General features: G+C 58.6%; 20 protein-coding genes. 18 read left to right on the forward strand and 2 right to left on the reverse strand.

From position 1 onward, the window contains the following. Positions 1-171: 171 nt before the first annotated feature. Together J0F76_RS17075 and J0F76_RS17080 are read right to left on the reverse strand one after the other, a co-directional pair. Complete coding sequence (locus tag J0F76_RS17075; protein ID WP_207471310.1) at positions 172-504, reverse strand: Rap1a/Tai family immunity protein; 333 nt, start codon at positions 502-504, stop codon at positions 172-174. Between the two features lie 92 nt (positions 505-596). After that, on the reverse strand, positions 597-887 hold the full coding sequence (locus tag J0F76_RS17080; protein WP_207471313.1) for a hypothetical protein: 291 nt from the start codon (positions 885-887) through the stop codon (positions 597-599). Here J0F76_RS17080 and J0F76_RS17085 point away from each other — a divergent pair. The 18 genes from J0F76_RS17085 (at position 858) to J0F76_RS17165 (ending at position 17,733) form a co-directional block, all read left to right on the forward strand. Beyond that, positions 858-2,063 carry a phage portal protein gene (locus tag J0F76_RS17085; protein WP_207471315.1) on the forward strand — a complete coding sequence of 402 codons (1,206 nt, stop codon included), beginning with the start codon at positions 858-860 and terminating at the stop codon, positions 2,061-2,063. The two genes, J0F76_RS17080 and J0F76_RS17085, sit on opposite strands and share 30 nt — an antisense overlap. After that, positions 2,060-2,374, forward strand: a complete 315-nt coding sequence (locus J0F76_RS17090; RefSeq protein WP_207471317.1) for a gene transfer agent family protein — start codon at positions 2,060-2,062, stop codon at positions 2,372-2,374. The genes J0F76_RS17085 and J0F76_RS17090 overlap by 4 nt, the downstream gene beginning before the upstream one ends. After that, entirely contained in the window at positions 2,371-2,496 is a 126-nt protein-coding gene (locus J0F76_RS21195; protein ID WP_278250448.1) for a hypothetical protein, read from the forward strand. The genes J0F76_RS17090 and J0F76_RS21195 overlap by 4 nt, the downstream gene beginning before the upstream one ends. Further along, positions 2,489-4,033: a phage major capsid protein gene (locus tag J0F76_RS17095; protein WP_207471319.1), complete on the forward strand. Its 1,545-nt coding sequence runs from the start codon at positions 2,489-2,491 to the stop codon at positions 4,031-4,033. Before J0F76_RS21195 ends, J0F76_RS17095 begins: the two co-directional genes overlap by 8 nt. Before the next feature lie 3 nt (positions 4,034-4,036). Further along, positions 4,037-4,684, forward strand: a complete 648-nt coding sequence (locus tag J0F76_RS17100; protein WP_207471320.1) for a hypothetical protein — start codon at positions 4,037-4,039, stop codon at positions 4,682-4,684. Positions 4,685-4,916: 232 nt separating this feature from the next. Further along, on the forward strand, positions 4,917-5,072 hold the full coding sequence (locus J0F76_RS21005; RefSeq protein WP_242690319.1) for an HNH endonuclease signature motif containing protein: 156 nt from the start codon (positions 4,917-4,919) through the stop codon (positions 5,070-5,072). Positions 5,073-5,110: 38 nt separating this feature from the next. Then, positions 5,111-6,043, forward strand: a complete 933-nt coding sequence (locus tag J0F76_RS17110; protein ID WP_207471324.1) for a hypothetical protein — start codon at positions 5,111-5,113, stop codon at positions 6,041-6,043. 646 nt (positions 6,044-6,689) lie between these two features. Then, complete coding sequence (locus J0F76_RS17115; RefSeq protein WP_207471326.1) at positions 6,690-7,613, forward strand: FRG domain-containing protein; 924 nt, start codon at positions 6,690-6,692, stop codon at positions 7,611-7,613. Positions 7,614-7,780: 167 nt separating this feature from the next. Next, positions 7,781-8,083 carry a head-tail connector protein gene (locus J0F76_RS17120; protein ID WP_207471328.1) on the forward strand — a complete coding sequence of 101 codons (303 nt, stop codon included), beginning with the start codon at positions 7,781-7,783 and terminating at the stop codon, positions 8,081-8,083. Then, positions 8,080-8,535 (forward strand): HK97 gp10 family phage protein, encoded by a 456-nt coding sequence (locus tag J0F76_RS17125; RefSeq protein ID WP_242690316.1) that lies wholly within the window; start codon positions 8,080-8,082, stop codon positions 8,533-8,535. The genes J0F76_RS17120 and J0F76_RS17125 overlap by 4 nt, the downstream gene beginning before the upstream one ends. Further along, positions 8,532-8,945 (forward strand): tail completion protein gp17, encoded by a 414-nt coding sequence (gene gp17, locus J0F76_RS17130; protein ID WP_207471330.1) that lies wholly within the window; start codon positions 8,532-8,534, stop codon positions 8,943-8,945. The genes J0F76_RS17125 and gp17 overlap by 4 nt, the downstream gene beginning before the upstream one ends. Continuing rightward, positions 8,942-9,259: a head-tail adaptor protein gene (locus J0F76_RS17135; protein WP_207471331.1), complete on the forward strand. Its 318-nt coding sequence runs from the start codon at positions 8,942-8,944 to the stop codon at positions 9,257-9,259. The genes gp17 and J0F76_RS17135 overlap by 4 nt, the downstream gene beginning before the upstream one ends. Next, entirely contained in the window at positions 9,256-9,645 is a 390-nt protein-coding gene (locus J0F76_RS17140; RefSeq protein WP_207471333.1) for a phage terminase small subunit P27 family, read from the forward strand. Before J0F76_RS17135 ends, J0F76_RS17140 begins: the two co-directional genes overlap by 4 nt. Further along, positions 9,645-11,255 carry a terminase large subunit gene (locus J0F76_RS17145; protein WP_278250449.1) on the forward strand — a complete coding sequence of 537 codons (1,611 nt, stop codon included), beginning with the start codon at positions 9,645-9,647 and terminating at the stop codon, positions 11,253-11,255. Before J0F76_RS17140 ends, J0F76_RS17145 begins: the two co-directional genes overlap by 1 nt. A 17-nt stretch (positions 11,256-11,272) precedes the next feature. Beyond that, positions 11,273-13,822, forward strand: coding sequence for a hypothetical protein (locus J0F76_RS17150; protein ID WP_207471337.1), 2,550 nt, complete (start codon positions 11,273-11,275; stop codon positions 13,820-13,822). A gap of 1,084 nt (positions 13,823-14,906) precedes the next feature. Then, positions 14,907-15,107 carry a hypothetical protein gene (locus J0F76_RS17155; RefSeq protein WP_207471338.1) on the forward strand — a complete coding sequence of 67 codons (201 nt, stop codon included), beginning with the start codon at positions 14,907-14,909 and terminating at the stop codon, positions 15,105-15,107. Between the two features lie 543 nt (positions 15,108-15,650). After that, a complete protein-coding gene (locus J0F76_RS17160) occupies positions 15,651-15,932 on the forward strand; it encodes a hypothetical protein (RefSeq protein WP_207471339.1) in 282 nt (93 codons plus the stop codon). Positions 15,933-16,215: 283 nt separating this feature from the next. Then, positions 16,216-17,733: a DUF6538 domain-containing protein gene (locus tag J0F76_RS17165; protein WP_207471341.1), complete on the forward strand. Its 1,518-nt coding sequence runs from the start codon at positions 16,216-16,218 to the stop codon at positions 17,731-17,733. The last annotated feature ends 241 nt before the right edge of the window (positions 17,734-17,974 follow it).

Below are 17,974 nucleotides of genomic sequence, written 5' to 3' on the forward strand. Positions count from 1 at the left end.
CAGGTTGGTGAAAGGGCGCCTCATCACATCCTCCTGAATAGCTTCAGGAAACTATCGAGTGATGCATTCCAGAATGGAATGTGCCCCCCTGACTGCTGATCGGCGAAGAACAGGTTTTATGACACGGAGACCACGCCGGCGCGGGATCGCGCCGGGGTTGTGCGAGTCAGTTCAGCAGGGCCAAGTTTCAGCAAAGACAACTAAGGCTGTGGATGCTGCAGTCGCATCGCGGTCTTCTGGATGCTCTTCAAAATACTTGCACATCAAATCTGTTGCCTGTCTCACAGTCACCCCTGCAGCAGGACAGATTAGTTTACGATGTCCTAGGTGGACAAAATCTCCTGTTTGGATGCCATCCATAACTCCAGCAGCAAAGCCAGCCACAAAGGGTCGGTCATTTTCGCAATGCTCAAGAACTTGGTTTCCTGTCAAGAATTCTGCGTTCGCGATAGTTGGACAGAGAAGAAAGGCAGCGATCAAAGCGCGCATGAGATAGGCTTTCACGTAAGAGCACTTGACCATCTTGAACACTTGGGCAGGCAGATTTTCAACCTGGGCACCCCCGAGGCTTAAGTGATCGCGCCGGGTTGTGTATTTTACTTGTCCGAGGGCGGATCGAAGCGCGCCTGGCGCAGCGCCTCCGCAAGCTGCCGGGCAAGCTCTTTCAGTCGTGGCGACAGGGCAGACTCATCTTTCGGAAGCGATGGTGCTGCATCGGGCATAGCGCGCATAACAGCTTGAGAAAGTGAAGGTTGCAAGGTCAAAAATAAAACGCTCACAAGCTTTATGTTGCCAAAAGGCAACATGTGTGTCATATTTATCGCAGTTGTGTTGTTGCGAGTAATCTTGTGTCTATCATGTCGCGCCTTGGCCGTGTCTTCGGCCAAGGCGAACCCCTCGAAAAGAAGTCTGTCGTTCTGACCGATCCCGAGGCTTTCGGGCTCTTCGGCGTCCAGCCTGTCGCATCGGGCGTGACCGTCACTCACACCACCGCCATGCGCGTGCCTGCTGTGGCCTGCGCTGTCGGTCTCATTTCCGAGACCTGCGGCGCCTTGCCCTTCAAGCTGCACGACCGCGAGGCCCGCACGGCCATCAAGGATCATCCGGCCTATCGCCTGATCCATGACGAGGCGAACCCCTGGACCAGCGCCGAAGAACTACGCGAGGCCCTGACCCTCGACGCCCTGATGCGCGGCCATGGCTTTGCCCAGGTGGTGCGCACCAGCGAAGGCAAGCCGATGGAGCTGCACCGGATGGACCCCGGCGCGGTGAGCATTGAAACCGACCCCATGGGCGAACCGTCCTACAAAGTCAGGCTGCAAGGTGGCGGCGAAGTGGTCCTGCCCTATGGCGAGGTGCTGCACGTTTCGGCCTTCGGTGGCGCCAGCCCGATCACCCTGGCCCGCGAAGCCATTGGCCTTGCCATCGCTGCCGAACAGCATCTGGCGGGCTTCTACAGCAACGGCGGGCGTCCTTCCGGCATCATCAAGCACCCGCAGAAGCTGGACGCAGATGGCGCGAAAAAGATTGCGGCGAGCTGGTTCAAGACCCACGGCGGCAAGCAGGCGGGCGGAACTGCCGTGCTGGACGAGGGCATGGACTACCAGCAAGTCAGCGGCAGCCATACCGATGCCCAATTTCTCGAAAACCGGCTGGAACAGGTGTGCGAGATCGCCCGCGCCTTCCGCATCCCGCCGACCATGCTTTTCGAACTGTCGCGGGGCACCTGGTCGAATACCGAGGAGATGGGCCGGCAATTCCTGACCATGACCCTCCGGCCCTGGCTGAAACGCTGGCAGGCCGCCTATACGCGCGTGCTGCTGTCGCCCGAGGAACGCGCCAGCCTTTATGTCGAAGCTGTCACCGACGACCTGTTGACCACCGACTTTGCCGCCCGTGCGACGGCATACGCCCAGTATCGCAGCGCTGGCGTCCTGACCGCCAACGAGGTGCGCGCCGGTCTGAACCTGCCGCCCATGCCCGAAGGCAACAGCCTCTCCAATCCCTACACCTCGACCGGCGCGACGACTGCCCCGGGCAATCCCCAGGATGATGACGAATGACCATCACGCACCGCGCTTTCTTCGGCACGGGCGAACGTGCCTTCGCCCTGACCGATCCCATGGTGATCGAACTGGAACGCCTGACCGAAACCGGCATCGGTGCCCTGTTCCTGCGCTTGTCCCGCAACGATTTCCGGCTGGCCGATCTGATCGAAGTTATCCGGCTGGGCCTGATCGGTGGCGGCACCAACCCCGAGGAAGCCGCCCGGCTGGTCGATACCTACGCCCGACAGCGCCCCATCGGTGAACTGCTGCCCTTGGCCTTGGACATTCTGGACGCCCGGTGGAGCGGCAAGGAGGCCGCAGCATGAACCCTGTTTACGATCAGATCAGCCGACATGCCGAAGGGCTTCAAGATGAAGCCCTGGCTCTGGCCGCTGCCGTGCTGAAGCGCGCCCTGCGCCAGAAGAAAGAGGCCCAGGCCAATGTCTGACCGCATCGAGATCAAGGCCCAACTGACCGCCAGCGAGACAGGCGAGATCGAAGGCATCGCGTGGCCCTTCGGATCAGCCGACCGTGTGGGCGACGTGATCCAGAAGGGCGCCTTCGACCAGCCCGCCAGCCTGCCGATGCTCTTTGCGCACGATCAGGCCCAGGTTGTCGGCGTTTGGGACCAGATCACCGAAACCGACAGCGGCCTGTCCGTCAAAGGACGCCTGCTGGTCGATGACGTGGAACGCGCCCGCGAGGTCCGCGCCATGATCCGCGCCGGTGCCGTCACCGGCCTGAGCATCGGTTTCGTCACCAAAGGCGCCACCCGCCACCCCAAGGGCCGCACGATCACCGCGCTGGCCCTGCATGAAATCTCTGTCGTTGCGGTGCCGATGCACCCCGGCGCGACGATCACCTCTCTGAAATCGCAGTCCACCAACAAGGAGATCCCTGTGGAGAACGAAGACCCGGCCATCGAGGCCAAGACCCCGGCCAATGATGCGCCGGTCATCGACCTGAAGAAATTCGAGGCGGTTCTGTCGCGCCTGGACAAGCTGGAAGCCAAAGGCAACCGCCCCGCCGCACCGGCCATCGTGCAGGCCGAACAGCCCGAACAGAAGGCTTTCCAGAACTACCTGCGCGTCGGCGAGGCCCGCATGGACCCGACCGAAACCAAGGCGCTTGCCGTCGCGGCCAACGCCAACGGCGGCTATCTGGTCCCGACCGAACAGGGCAGCGAAATCCTGAAGCTGCTGACCGAAATGTCGCCGCTGCGCCAATATGCCAGCGTGCAGACTGTCACCGGATCGGAAATCACCTTCCCGACCCTGCTGACGGGCGTGAACGCCTTCTGGACCGAGGAAGGCGCAGACATGACCGCCACCGAACCCACGTTCGGGCAGGTCAAGATCGCCAACCATGAGCTGTCCAGCTTCTATGTCGCCTCGAACAAGGTGCTAGAAGACAACAGCTACAACCTGGAAGGCGAGATGAACGCGGAGCTCGCCAAGGGCTTCGCGAAGGTCGAAGGGCTGGCTTTCGTCAAGGGCACCGGCACCGGCCAGCCGCGCGGCCTGATGACCGCCCCTGGCGTGACTGAGGTCAAGACCGGCTTGGCGGGCGGCTTCCCGGCATCGAACCCGATGGACGTGCTGATTGCCATGCAGCACAGCATCCCGTCCTTCCACGCCCGCAGCGCGGTCTGGCTGATGAACCGTAGCACCCTTTCGACCATCCGCCGGTTCAAGGACGCGCAAGGCCAGTATCTTGTCACCGATCCGAAGGACGGCGGCGTCCTGCGCCTTCTGGGCAATCCCATCGTGGAAATGCCGGACATGGACAGCGTGGCGGCAGGCACCGCACCCATCATGTTCGGCGACCTGTCGGGCTATCGCATCTTCGACCGGGTTGACCTGTCCGTCCTGCGCGATCCCTACACCTTGGGAACCAAAGGCCAAGTCCGGTTCATCGCCCGCAAGCGCGTCGGAGCCGATCTGACCCATGCCGACCGCTTTGTGAAGCTGCGCGTGGCCGTCTAAGCCATGACTGTGCAGCCCGCCTTCGAGACGGTCCTGGAGCATGACGGCGCTGTCGTCACGCTTCGGGCATCCCTGCGGGCTGCCGTCACCATCGACAACCTGCCGGGCGGCTTTCCCCAGGTCTGGAAGCAGATCGCCCAGCAATCCCTTTCCCAAATCCGCGCGGTGATACTCGCCACCGCAACGGATCGGCAGGACGCGCAACACGTCCTAGCCGCCACCGCCGACAAGCCCCTGGCGTCCTTCCTGGCCGACGCCCAGGCGGCTTGTCTGGCGGTCCTGGCTGCCCTGATCAAAGCAGGTGATGACAGCGCTGCGGAAGCGCCGAGCCAAGGCAGAGCCAGCGACAAGCCCATGCCGCTGAGTGAGTATTTTAAGACCCTGTATCAGTTTGCGACCGGCTGGCTTGGCTGGTCGCCTTCTGACGCCTGGTCCGCCAGCCCCGCCGAGATCGAGGCCGCCTTCGAGGCCCATATCGATCGGCTGGTGAAGCTGACGCCCGGCCTGTCCGAAATCCAAGCCACAGGAAGCGCCCTTGTAGCTACATCGAATGTATACACCGCCGAACGCCTGCGCGAGATCGAAGAACTGGGATATGACCCCGCCTTCGACCGTGAAGGCCTGCGTGCCTTGAAGGTGAGACACCAGTGACACGTCGAAGCACGTCTACCACTTTAAGAACCGCCTAATGGCCCGCCCGCCTCGCCTTTGTTCCTGTGGTGCCATTGTTCCGGCTGACCAGCTTTGCGCCTGCCAGATCGAACGCCAGCGCGAGCGGAAGGCCCGCCACGACCGGAAGCGCCCGAACAGCCGTCAGCGCGGCTACACAAGGCAATGGGAGAAGGCGCGGGCCGAGTTCCTGTGCCACCACCCTCTGTGCGCAATGTGCGGTGCCGAAGCTACCCTCGTTGACCATATCACGCCCCACAGGGGAAATCAGGCGCTGTTCTGGAAGCGGAGTAACTGGCAGGCACTATGCACACCCTGCCATAACCGCCACAAACAACGGCAAGAAAACAGCATGTTGACCGAACTATAGCGGCTGTGCATGTTGCCCGAACGGTTACAGAGGGCGCCATGGCGAAAAAGCAGTCTACCAATCAAATTTCCGCGTCGTTTCATTATCTAGTAAAGCAAATTAAAAATGAACGTAACGAAAAAATAGACGCAGGCTTTAGTGAAGCAGAGTTTGGAAAGTTGGTAAGTCATATATCAAACCCGGAGCGACTAGATGAAAACGATGACGCAACGATAGCAAGAATAAAAGCTGGAGAGATCCTTCCCTTTGAAGAATACGAAGTTATTGATAACTATCTTCACTTTGGAAAATTTGAGGGAGCATACTACGGACTTCGTTACAGAAACAACCTCCACGGACCAATTACCGCAGAAAGCTTAAACCTGCGGGAATTCTATTATCTTATAACGAGACTGCAAGATGGGCGCGTCCTGATCGGGGCAACCTACAACGGGAACTTTGGCGACTATGAGGGACTGCGAAGCTGCTTGTCCTATGTGTTGAGGGGAAACTACACAGTAGCCTCGAAAACACTGACAAGTATTTCAGAAGAAATAGGCAACGGAACACCTATTGAAATCAAGCTGACCTATCGCAAGTCAAGCCAGCGCCCTGAGCAAAGAAATGTTTTTGGCTCTTCCGGTGTGATCGCCATCAAAAATACTGAGTTTGGCGAAGGATTTGGAGATGAGATAACAAGAATTTCCGACCAAATGCGTGGGACCATCACAGAAAGAAAGCGCGCCCTGGCAAACATCGTTAATCAGGGAGAGTTGCTAGAGCTTGATAGCGAAGATATAATTGGCTGCACTGCCGTCGTAAGGGAAGACAAAGGAACTCGAACGGTATACTTCCTAGGAGGCAACAACTTTGCAACCAAGTTCCCACTAAGGGTTGACGTAGACAATCATGGCGCACCCAATCGGGAGCAAGTTAAGCAAGAGATGATCCGAGTAATGCGAGAAAAGATTACGCCTCTGCTGGTAAACTAAATGATAAAAATAGTTACCAATGCCTATAATACCTACACAGCCACTGAGCCTCGGTGGTGGATGGCATATGGAATTCGCCTCGCATTCACACTAATGGTATCGTTTTTTCTGTCCATTTTTGCGAGGGAATCTTTGAAGGATGTATACTCAGTCATGGCAACCTGCCTAACTGTTCTTACAGGGTTTACTTTTACAGCATACTTTTCGAATTCATCATTGGCCGGAGCCGATCTTCCAAAGGCCACCAGTGAAGACGACCGAGTTCGACTTCAGAGACTTGGGGCACTGGCTATAAACTTTGAAGCACGTTCGAAGTATTTTATACCGCTTGCGATACTCTCTATAGCTATCCTTGGTTTAGGAGTAGTTAAACTAAAGTGGCCACAAGCCCTCCAGGATGCCTCCTTTATCGAGGCTCTTCAGTCATGGTCAGAGCATCGAATCTCTTGGACGGTTGATGCCTTCACTTTGTTCTTCACCGGGATAGTTCCGGCCGTAATTATTTTTATGTTCCTAGAGTGCTTGTATACATTCTACCGAATGGCTGAGACAATAATAGCGATAGTTGAACGTCGCCGGGAGTATCTTCAAAGATGAAGTGTAACTATTATGCGGCACATCGTCTAACATCCTCAAGCTCAACAAGATGAATAAAGCAAACAAAGTAAACGAAGTCATCGATGTCCCTTCTTTTTTAGTTCGGATATACGACACAAACCAAAAGCAGGGCATTCAATGTTACCGAGGCGAAGGAAATAAGAAATGGGATCTAAAACCCTCCGTTATGCGGGGACTGCGATCCGATGCGGAAAAGAACATTATAAGCGAATTGATTCTTGAAGCGCCTGACGAGTTCCATAGAGATACGACCATGTTTCAGAAGCTGGTTAGGGCGCAACACTACGGCTTACCGACGCGACTCCTGGATGTGAGTCTTAATCCTTTAGTCGCACTGTTTTTTGCGTGCCATGATCCCGATCAAAGTCATCGGGATGGCAAGGTAATTATATTAGACTTTGAGCCGCCCAGAATAAAATTTGCCGACAGCGACGCGGTTAGCATTCTTTGTAATTTAACCAATCTTTCTGATTCAGAGAAGCAAACCATTGACTTCCTGATCTCAGATTCCAAGAAAAAGGGGCTTTCCATTGAGGCAATGAATGACCTAGTGAATGGGCGGCCCGAGATTGACAGGTTGATTCAGTTCATCAGGATGGAGAAAGGATTTTTTAGAAAACAAATCGACGCAAGAGATCTAAAAAGATATTATTTTGTTCATCCTCCTAAGAGCAACAGAAGAATAGTTGCTCAGTCTGGCGCGTTTGTTGTGGCTGGCCTTCTTGGCTACAAGAACATAGAGAGGGCCGTAAGTTTTAGAACTACGATTGTCGATATTGGAGCAGATTACAAGAAAGATATTCTTCGCCAACTAGATCGCATCAATATCAACCAGCGCACTCTTTTCCCTGAAATTGAGTTCACTTCGAAATACATTAAGCGGAAGTGGGATGCGAATACAAAACCGAGTTCCAGCGATGACTCACTTCTAGATCCAGATGTAATGCTATAGTGATCAGAGAAGAAGGGAGGGGCACCCAGTATTCATATCTGCAATCCGAGAACCGGCGTGTGGAGTCACGCACAAGACAGGCCGAAAATAACTTTTCCAACTAGCGCTTTAGAGGAAAATGTGGTATTTTTGCAACAGTAATGATTGTCCCAGTTGCGAGTGCTGCCATGTCCACCCTGCCGCTGCCCCTGATCCGGGCGCATCTTGTCATCGACCATGCCGATGACGACGAGCTTCTGACCCATTACGCGGGCGTCGCTGCCACCTGGGTGGCGGCCTACACCGGCCAGCCCTTCGACCCCGCCAACGCCCTGATGGCGCAGGCCGCGTTGCTGCTGGTGGCGACCCAATACGAGAGCCGCGAGGCCGTCACCTTCGCCAGCGCCTATCAACTGCCCTTCGGCGTCCATGACCTGCTGTCGCCGCTGAAAGAGCGCGTCACCGGCCACCAGCCCGAGGCCGCAGAATGAGCATCACCCGGCAGTCGTCCGATGCCATAGCAAAGCGCTTGGCAGCCATCCCGCGCGAGATCATCGCCAAGGTGCAGCCCGCCATCCGCAGGTCGGTGGAGGAAGTTGCCGCCGATGCTGCTGCCCTGGCAGAGGCGTCACGCAGCACCGGCAGTCTTGTGGAGTCCATCGAGGCCACCGGCCCCAATGAGGCAACCCCGGCCTACGCCAGCGAGGGCGGACAACGCACCGCGCACGATCTGCAAGGTTTTGTCACGGCTGGCAACCGCGACGCCCGGCACGGCCACCTAGTCGAGTTTGGCACTGCGCCACGCATCCGGCGCGATGGCAGCACGACCGGCACCATGCCCGCCACGCCCTTCCTCTTGCCCGCATGGCGCTTGAACCGCACCCGCGTTCAGCGGAGGATCAACAGCGCGGTCAACAAGGCCATCCGCGAGGCCAGCCAATGATCCCGACCCTGGCGCTTCAAGAGGCCATCCGCGCCCAGTTTCTGGCTGACGGGACCATCCCCTTGTATGTCGAACCAGCGCGCATTCGCGCGGCGTCGGTGCGACCTGAACAACTGCCGGCAATCCACCTGTCAGGGCTGCGCACCGAGATCCTTGGCCGTGCCTCAGGTGGGCAGATCGTGGCTGAGGTGCGGGCAATGGCGCATCTGTGGGCCATGCAGGACGGCAGCGGCACCGCCGAAGGCATCGCCGCCGCCATGATGATGGCGCTGATGGACGCGCCCCAGGCCAACGGCTTCGACATCGATGAATGGGAACGCCCGACCTTGGCCTGGACCGACCAGCCCGGCCTGGACGGTGCTGCGCATGGTGCCGTTGCCCTGCGCGCTGTCATCCGGTGGCGCGAATGAGGGCGGGCAAGCTGCAAGCGCGCATCCAAATCGAGCGGCTGCAAGAGCTGGTCAACGATAACGGGCTGGTGCGGAAGGTCTGGCTGCCGATCCTGACGACGCGGGCCGAAACCAAGGAAGCCGGCACAACCGAATTCCTGCTGCGCGAGATCGAGGGCGACAAGGCCCGCGCCGTGTTTCTGATCCGCTGGCCGGCGCAGCCGATCGGCACCAGCGACCGGATCACCCATGCCGGCAAGGTCTGGAACATCACCAGCCTGTCGGAGATCGGGCGCAGGCGCGGCTTGGAGATCAGGGCAGAGGCGGTGGCATGAGCATCCATAATCGGGGCATCAAGCCCGCCCCGGCCAAGGATGCCGAGGCCCTGACCAAGGCGCCCGCCGCCCCGTCCTACCTGTCCGCCCAGGCCAAGGCCGAATGGAAGCGGATCATGCCGCGACTGATCGCGCGCAGGATCATCACCCGCGCCGATCTGGCCGGGATCGAGAACTACTGCACCGCCGCCGGTGCCGTGCGCCAGATCGCGGAGATCATCAACGCCATGCCGGTGCCCGACCTGAAGCTGGCCGGGCTCCAAATCCGCTACGCCCAGACAGCCCGCCAGCTTGCCAGTGAATACGGCCTGACCCCGACCAGCCGGGCGCGGATCGGATCGGCAGCGCCCGAGGATGACGACGACAACCCGCTGGCGGTGGCGTGATGGCTTCGACCTTCCCGACCTGGATTTATGACGGCAGCCCAATTCCCGACCCCCTTGGGCACGGTGAACGAACGGTTACGTTCCTGCGCCGACTTCGGCATCCGAATAGCACCGAACCGGGCCGGAAGTTTCAGCTTTTCGATCCGCAGGAACGGCTGGTCAGGCGCATCTACGGCCCGCGCAATCCTGATGGCAGCCGAACCGTTAAAACCGTGTTCCTGATGCTGCCCAGGGGCAACCGCAAGACCACCGTGGCCGCTGCCTTGTCGCTGAATCACCTGTTTGGTCCCGAGGCCCGCCCGGCTGGTCAGGTGATCTTTGCCGCCTGTGACCGCGAACAGGCCAGCATCGGCTTTCGCGAGGCCGCCAACATCATCCGCGAGGATCAGCGCCTGCTGGACGTGGTGAAAATCCGCGATGCCTTCAACAGCAAGAAGCAGATCACTTATCCCAAGATCGGCTCAACCCTGACTGCCCTTGCCAGCGACGGCGGGGCGGCGCATGGCCTGACGCCCAGCTTCACCCTGATCGACGAGATTCACGCCTGGAAAGGCCGTGACCTGTGGGAGGCCATCAAGAGCGGGCAGGCCAAGACCGACGACACCCTGATGATGATCTGCACCACCGCCGGGCGCGGTGCCGAAGGGCTGGCCGCTGATCAATTCGACTATGCCCGGCGCGTGGCAACAGGCGAGATCATCAACCCGGAATTCTTGCCGGTCCTGTTCATGGCCGAACCCGATGACGACTGGCAGGACGAAAGCACCTGGCACAAGGCCAATCCCGGTCTGGCCTATGGCTTCCCGTCCATGTCCGGCCTGCGCGCCCTGGCGAAAGAGGCCGAAGGCAACCCGGCAGAGCTCGCCAGCTTCAAGCAATTCAACCTGAACATCTGGCAGGCCAACAGCCGCGATCCTCTCTTTGACCTGGGCACCTATGACGCCCGCGAGCTGGACGACGAAGACACCGACCTGGAAGCGCTACCCGCCTATGTCGGCGTCGATATGTCGGTATCTGGCGACCTGAGCGCCGTTGCCATCGCCTTCCGGCACGATGACGGCCAGATCACCCTTCGGTCGCGCGTCTTTGTGCCCGGTGAGGATCTGCGCGGGCGCGGTGATCGTGATGGCGCACCCTATGAGCGCTGGCGCGATGACGGCCTGATCACGGTCTGCCCTGGCCCGATCATCGATCACGGCATGGTCGAAGATCATATCCGCGACCTGTGCGGCACCTTCGACGTGCAGGAAATTGCCTTCGATCCGCATCTGGCGCGCGTCACCATGCAGCACCTGCACGATGAAGGGCTGCCCGTCTTTGCCTTTCCGCAGCGCCCGCTGATCATGGGCGTTGCTGCGGGCGATATGGAGCGGATCGTCACCGGCAAGCTGATCCGCCACGATGGCGACCCGGTGCAGCGCCATCACTTCGAGAACGTGGTGACATCGCGCAACCCGACCAGCGGCCTTGTGAGGATGCACAAGGCCCACACCGCCAGCCGCATCGACGCTGCCGTGGCGTCCGCAATGGCGGTCAGCCGCGCCACCACTGCCCACGACAACCGCAGCCGATATGACGACCCGGACGTGATCGGCCTGACAATCCTGTAATGAGTGAGACCCTGTAAATGAACGAGATGACCGGCCTGATTATCGACGTTGAGGCCCGAATTAATAAACTCGAACGCGGCCTGAAACTGGCGAATGACCGCCAGCGAAAAGCAGCGACCGAAATGGAAAAGCGGGCGAAACAATCCGCCGACCGAATTAATGATGCCTATGGAAAGATGGGCAACGGCATTGCCGCCCAATTCGGAAAGCTGAAAGGTCTGACCTTGCCTTTCCTTGGCGGTCTAGCGGGCGGCATTGCTGCCGGTGGCGCAACGGCCATAATCGGCAACCTGAACCAAGTTGCCGAAGGGCTCGCCAATATCGGCAATGAGGCTGCCCGCGCCGGCCTATCCACGCAGGCGTTTCAGGAATGGGCCTTTGTCGCGAAACAGAACCGGATCGAGGTTGACGCCTTGATCGACGGCTTCAAGGAATTGAGCCTGCGCGCTGATGAATACATCGTCACGGGCGTCGGCCCTGCTGCTGAAGCCTTCACGCGCCTTGGCTATCGCGCCACCGATCTGAAAGAGAAGCTGAAAGACCCTTCGGCCCTGATGCTGGAAATCCTTGGCCGCCTTCAGAGCCTGGACAAGGCCGCGCAGATCCGTGTTGCGGATGAGGTTTTCGGCGGCACCGGCGGCGAGCGCTTTGTGGAACTGCTGGCCCAAGGTCAGGGCGCGCTGCGGGCGACCATCGACCGGGCGCACGAAACCGGCGCTGTCCTGGATGCGGAGCTGATCGCCAAAGCCGACGAAATCAACCGCAAGTTTTCGGAACTGACCACCAGCGCGGCCAACTTTGCCAAGGCAACGGTGGTCAACTTGGCCGCTGCCGGCACCGAGCTGGCCGACTTCCGCGCGCGCCTGGATTCCATCTTCGACAGCGAGGCCGAAGGGCGCGCGATCTTGGGCGATGAACTCTATGACGCCCTGTCCCGCGACCGTGATGCGGTGGATCAGCAAGCCGAGGCCCTGGCCCGGTTGAATGAGCGCTATTCCAGCCTTTCCGAGGAAGCGGGCCGGGCCGGCGTGGCGATGATCGACGCCATCAGCAGGCTGGACAGCCTGGGATATGATCAGGCAGCCGATGGCCTGCGGGCGACATACGAGGAACTTCAGAACCTTGTTCAAGCCTTCCATGATGGCGAGGTCAGCGGCGACGACTTCACCGCCAAGCTGGGCGAGATCGAGGCCGCAGCGGCTAAAGCCTTTGCCACCTTGGAGGCCGGCGACCGCGTGCAATTCACGGGCGTCATGAGCCAGCTTTCCCGGCTTGGCGGCGTGATCGCCAGCGTCACCAGCTTGGCGAACAGCATGGGCGCGGCCATTGCCCGCGCGGCTGGCGTTGAAGCGGGCACCAAGGGCACGCAGGCCCTGCGCGACCGGCACGTAGCCGAAGCCGCCAGCATGGACTCCATGGAGGCGCAGCGCGAGGCCCTGGACGGCTTCACCGCTGCCGAGAACGCCCGCAACACCGCCACCAGCGAACAACTACGGCTGCAAGGCGAGATCGAGGCCGTCAGGAAGCGCGCAGGCGAGACAGGAGCGACCCTGACTGATGGGCAGGCCACCGAGGCCGCACAAGCCGCTATTGCCGCTGAAGAGGCTCGCGCAGCCGCCGACAAGGCAGCCCGTGGCGGTGGTGCCGACAAAAAGCCTTCCGGCGGTGGTGGCGCGAAAGAGAAATTGGACGAATTCGCCCGCGAGGCCCAGGCCATCAAAGACAAGACCACAGCGCTTCATATCGAAGCCCAAATCCTTGCCACCGTTGCGGCCAGTAATGGCGAATATGGCGATGCCCTGGAATATGCCCGGCAGAAAGCCGAATTGCTCCACGCTGCCCAACAGGCCGGAAAACAGATCACCCCGGAATTGACCGCGCAAATCGATCAACTGGCGCAAGGATATGTGACTGCTGGTCTAAGTGCCGAAGAGGCCGCCGAGAAACTTGACCGGATCAAAAGCCAATCCGAACGGGGAAAGAACGCCCTTGAAGGAATGTTCGGCAGCATCCTGGACGGCTCCAAATCCGCAAAGGAAGCGATTGCCGATCTGCTGATGGAGATCGCCAAAGCCCAAATGATGAAACTGATCTTTCAGATTCCCGGCATGAGCGGGCTTTCGTCCAGTGTCGGCGGAATGTTGGGTGGATTTGCCGATGGTGGATATACCGGCCCAGGTGGCAAATACACGCCTGCAGGGATCGTTCATGCCGGTGAATTCGTCATCTCGAAACAAGCCGTTGACCGGATCGGCGTGGGCAACTTGGAAGCCATGCACAGAGCCGCTAAATCGGGCGCTGCCGGCTATGCCGATGGCGGGCTGGTCCGAGGCGCCACCCAGGCCGTAAAGGCCGCCAGCGGGCCGCTTAGAGCTTCCGCTGGGGCATCTACGCAGAACATCACACTCAACGCGCCGGTGACGGTTAACGCCAGCGGAGGAACGCCCGAACAGAATGCCGATCTGGCAAAGAAAGTCAGCGCTGAAACGGAACGGGCGATGCGTGGCCTGATACGCAACGAACTGGTCAGACAGTCGCGGACCGGGAACATGCTTGCAAGGCGCTGACATGGCTAAACCATGGAACTGTGTTATTTCTGCACTTGTGGCGATGCGGAAATGCAACTACTCTGGTTGTCAAGTTGAAGCTGCCCTATGAGACCCGGCTAGGCAAAGCGCCCCATCTCGCAGCGAAGACACTCGGTCGGTTCTAATCAACCCGACCTTGTTCGCTCCTAGCCTTGGGCAAAGATCCCGCAGAATGCCGAATACGAGACGGTGCGCGGAGACGGGTTAGCTAGGGACTCGCAGGTTAGATCACCCCAGATCGCACCCCGATAGAGAACATCGGACGCACTAGGGAGGTTGCTTCCCGGCATAGCCAGATAGCGCCAAAAAGATGACGGCTCTGTCCCCGCGTGTGACACCCGTCAGACATGGGTTGGGTTGGAGGCAAGCCGCTCATGTTGCGCAGCCTTCGGGCTGCGACCGCATGGCCGAGAGGCCGAATGCGCCGAATATCGCCGGGACAACGGATGCCGCCCGGTCGCCTTGATAAGCAGGTTCGGTTCACCACTCCGACGGAAAGATCCCCGCTGAACATTCCCCCTGATGGATAGACAATCGCCAGAGATATGATCTCTGGCTGTATGAGGTTGTTTATCCATCGGGGGGAATAGTCATCTCTGGAAAGGGGGAGCATAAGAACAAGATAGTAAGAAAAGTGAGTGGATGATTTCCGAATAGCCTTCCGGCAGGATGAATGAAAAGGTCGAGGCGAGCGCCGAAGGCGCGAAGCTCGGCAAGGCCCGAAGGGCCGCGCAGGCGAGGCGCGAAGCGCCGAGATAAGAAGCCTTCTTGGTTTTAACAGTTTCCCTTGAATTAGAACAATGTTCAGGCTAAAAGAAAATCACCGGACTGATTACCCGGTTTTTTAACCCGCCACCAACTCGTCCCTGGTGGCGGGTTTTACTTTAGGTAGATAGGCAGCTAGTTATTTAACCATAAGACCAAATGCCTATTTAGGTTGAAATGCGGCCGGATTGGCATTTACTGCACATTTCTGCCTTTTGACTCTTGCGCGCTGAATCTCTCTTTATTAGATTCATTATCGACGCTCCAGTAATGGTGCTGTGATTGAGCGAGTTGGATAGTGAAAAACGAATACCTTTCTGATGCGAAATGGGATGCGCTGCAAAAAGCCATCGCCAATGCCATCCTTACGGACGAAGACCGCAACGATCAGATCATGCAGGATCATGCCCGCGACAAGGCGGCGCTGCTGCTGGCCGACCTGGGCGTGTGCTTCGAGGAGATGCGCGCCGACATGGGCGATCTGCCGGAAGCAGCGTAACGAGATCGGGTTGACGTGCCTGGCGGGGTAAGCAGCCGCGAAAGCGTCGGGATCAGACGGAGAGTGCCCGGCATATTGGCCTAAACCCCGTCACGGCATGGTCGGTTCTCCAACTGGCGCGATGCTGCAAAAGCCCTTCGCTGTGCCTCGGCGAGGGGCTTTCTAAAAGTTAGCATTTTGTTTTTATTGCCTTAATCAGCATAAATTATCCGCACGACAATCTGATGACTGGAAGCTATAGAATTAGTGTTCAGCACCGCCTGTCGGTCTGGACACATCAAAATTGAACCCAGATCGAAAGGAATTTACCATGGGTGAACGCTTACACTATCTGCCGCGCGCCAGCGTTCTACGTAAGTTGTCCGTTATGGATCAGGCGCTTGTCCTTGATGCCAATAGGCGGCGCTTGGAAGAGGAAGCAGGCCGCTATGTGCTACAGACTTGCGTCGGACGGCGGAAGGTTCTGCGATCTGCTCGTGACAGGATGCGCCGACTGACTAAGACAGCCAATGAACTTGGTCACTGGCTGGACGAGGTGGCGGCATGACTGTTGTGATCTCTGCTCGCGAGAACTTCGCCGATAAGCTGACGTGGTGGCACGACTACGACGGCAATGATGTTGGCGCGGAACATGCACGGCTTAACCTCATTCAAGCCTGTAAGGCTCTCTGGAATGACACAGGAAAGATCCCTGACCTGCTCTGGCATGAGGTGCGAGTTGCCATCGGTAACTGGAAGGATGCCGATGACTGGGAAGCTGGCGGCCACAAGTATTCTGTTGCGGTGCGTCACATTGCACCGCGATTGGAAAAGCGAGCCGCCTGACCATCCCGGAAAGACGATAACCACAAGCCCCGAGCGCACCGCCGCCTCGGGGCTTTCTCTATGCCAAAAAGCCAGACATTACCTAGCGTCAATCTAGTGCCAGAATTAGTGCCGGAAACGGTGCCAAGAGATCAAATAAAGACTTGATTTATATACTGTAATTGAGAATTCAATCCTCTCTCGCAGCACCATCTTTTCTTGACAAAATACAAGAAGATACGCTGTAGCAAGGACTTGGTTCGGCCCCTCTTACACACAGGGGTTACACACAATGGTCTTGCAGATGCCACGTCCGACTCAGCGCAAACCCGGTTCCCCGTTCTACTTCCGCGCCCGCGTTCCGGCCGATTTGGTCCAGCGACTCGGCAAGCGGGAGGTCTCGTATTCTCTCCAGACCTCAGACGAGACAGAGGCCAAACGCCGCTTTGCAGCCGAGTTGGCGAAGCACCAAGCGCATTGGGAAGCGATCCGCAAAGGCCCGCAGCCGATCCCGCTCAAGACCATTATGGCCCTGGGCGGCGAATTTTACCGGAAGTGGCTGACGAGTCTGTCCGAGGAACCAGGAGAGCCGACGATGTGGACCCAGGTTGCCGAGAACAAGGAAGCCATAAGCACGAAACAAGGCAACGAGCGGCAAGAAGCTCTGGCCCAGTGGTATGGTCCAGTTGCTGACGAACTCCTATTGCGGCACGGGCTGCTTGCCGATGAGGCCAGCCGTGAGCGTCTCCTGGACCGGCTGCATGACACTGCCGTCCGCGCCACCGAGACGCTCTCCAGGCAGGCCCAAGGCGACTATGGGGCAGACCCCCATGAGGATCGCTTTCCGGCCCCTCTGTGGCCTGTAGCGAGTCCTGTGAAGGTCTCAGACGATGCCCCAGGCGAGACCCTTACGGGCTTGTTTGAGACTTGGGAAAAGCAGGCCAAGGCTGATGGGAAGCCCGCCGCGACGATCCGAGACTTCCGCCAGAAGGTGAATGACCTGATAGCCTTTCTGGGGCATGACATCATCCGTGACATAAAGCCTGTGGACATCGTTCGATGGACAGACCACCTCCGCGATGAACGGAAGCTGAGCGGCAAGACCATCGGACAGAAGTATTTGGCAGCCCTTCGCTTGATGTTCAGCTTTGCCAAGAGCCGGGCAATGGGCCTTGGCGATCCTACGGACGGCATCAGAGTTAAGGCCCCCAAACGAGAGACCACACGGGACCGGGGGTTCACCGATGATGAAGCCAAACGCATCCTTGCAGCCGCCCGTGCGAGTGTCGGGGTCTCTGATAGGATGTCCGTGCACCTGCGTCGCGCCATTCGCTGGGTCCCCTGGGTCTGTGCTCATACAGGGGCACGGGTGACGGAGATAACCCAGCTTCGCAGGTCTGACCTTATTACAGTCGATGGTATCCCCTGCATCAGGATCACACCCGAGGCGGGGTCTGTGAAAACGGGCAACCACCGGATTGTCCCACTGCATCCTCAGTTGGTCCGTGAGGGGTTCGTGACGATGGTTGAAGCAATGCCAAACGGTCCCTTGTTCCATGCCAAAGGGGCCTCAGCAAAGGTGATTGGGGCGAGGGTCGGGGAGTGGGTGCGCGACCATGCCAAGGTGAAAGACCCCGCTGTTCAGCCGAACCACGCTTGGCGGCATCGCCTCAAGACCCTTCGCAGGGACCATGCTCTGGACGCAGGTTTGGTTGACCACATGCAAGGACATAGCAACCCGAGTGCCGCAGAGGGGTATGGCGACAAGACCGTGAAGGCCATGTATCGGGAGATATGCAAGCTGCCTGACTACCTGGTCTGACTGACGGAGGGGTGGTTCTCTCCTAGAACCCTGCTCCCTCCTTCCATGCTGTCAGTGATCCTCAGACCAGGGAGGGACATGGGAAGGAGAGGCAGAGGGAGGGACATCGTAAGAGTTCTCTGCTAGGCTACATCAATCAGTCTATGAGTATTGTTTAGAGCATGTCGCGGGCATCGAGATTCAGGATTCCCAGCTAGCCTATGATGTGCTTCCCTTCTGCTGAGGCAGGTATGGGGGGTCT

Origin of the sequence: Paracoccus fontiphilus (assembly GCF_017356265.1) — a bacterium.
Lineage (GTDB): Bacteria > Pseudomonadota > Alphaproteobacteria > Rhodobacterales > Rhodobacteraceae > Paracoccus > Paracoccus fontiphilus.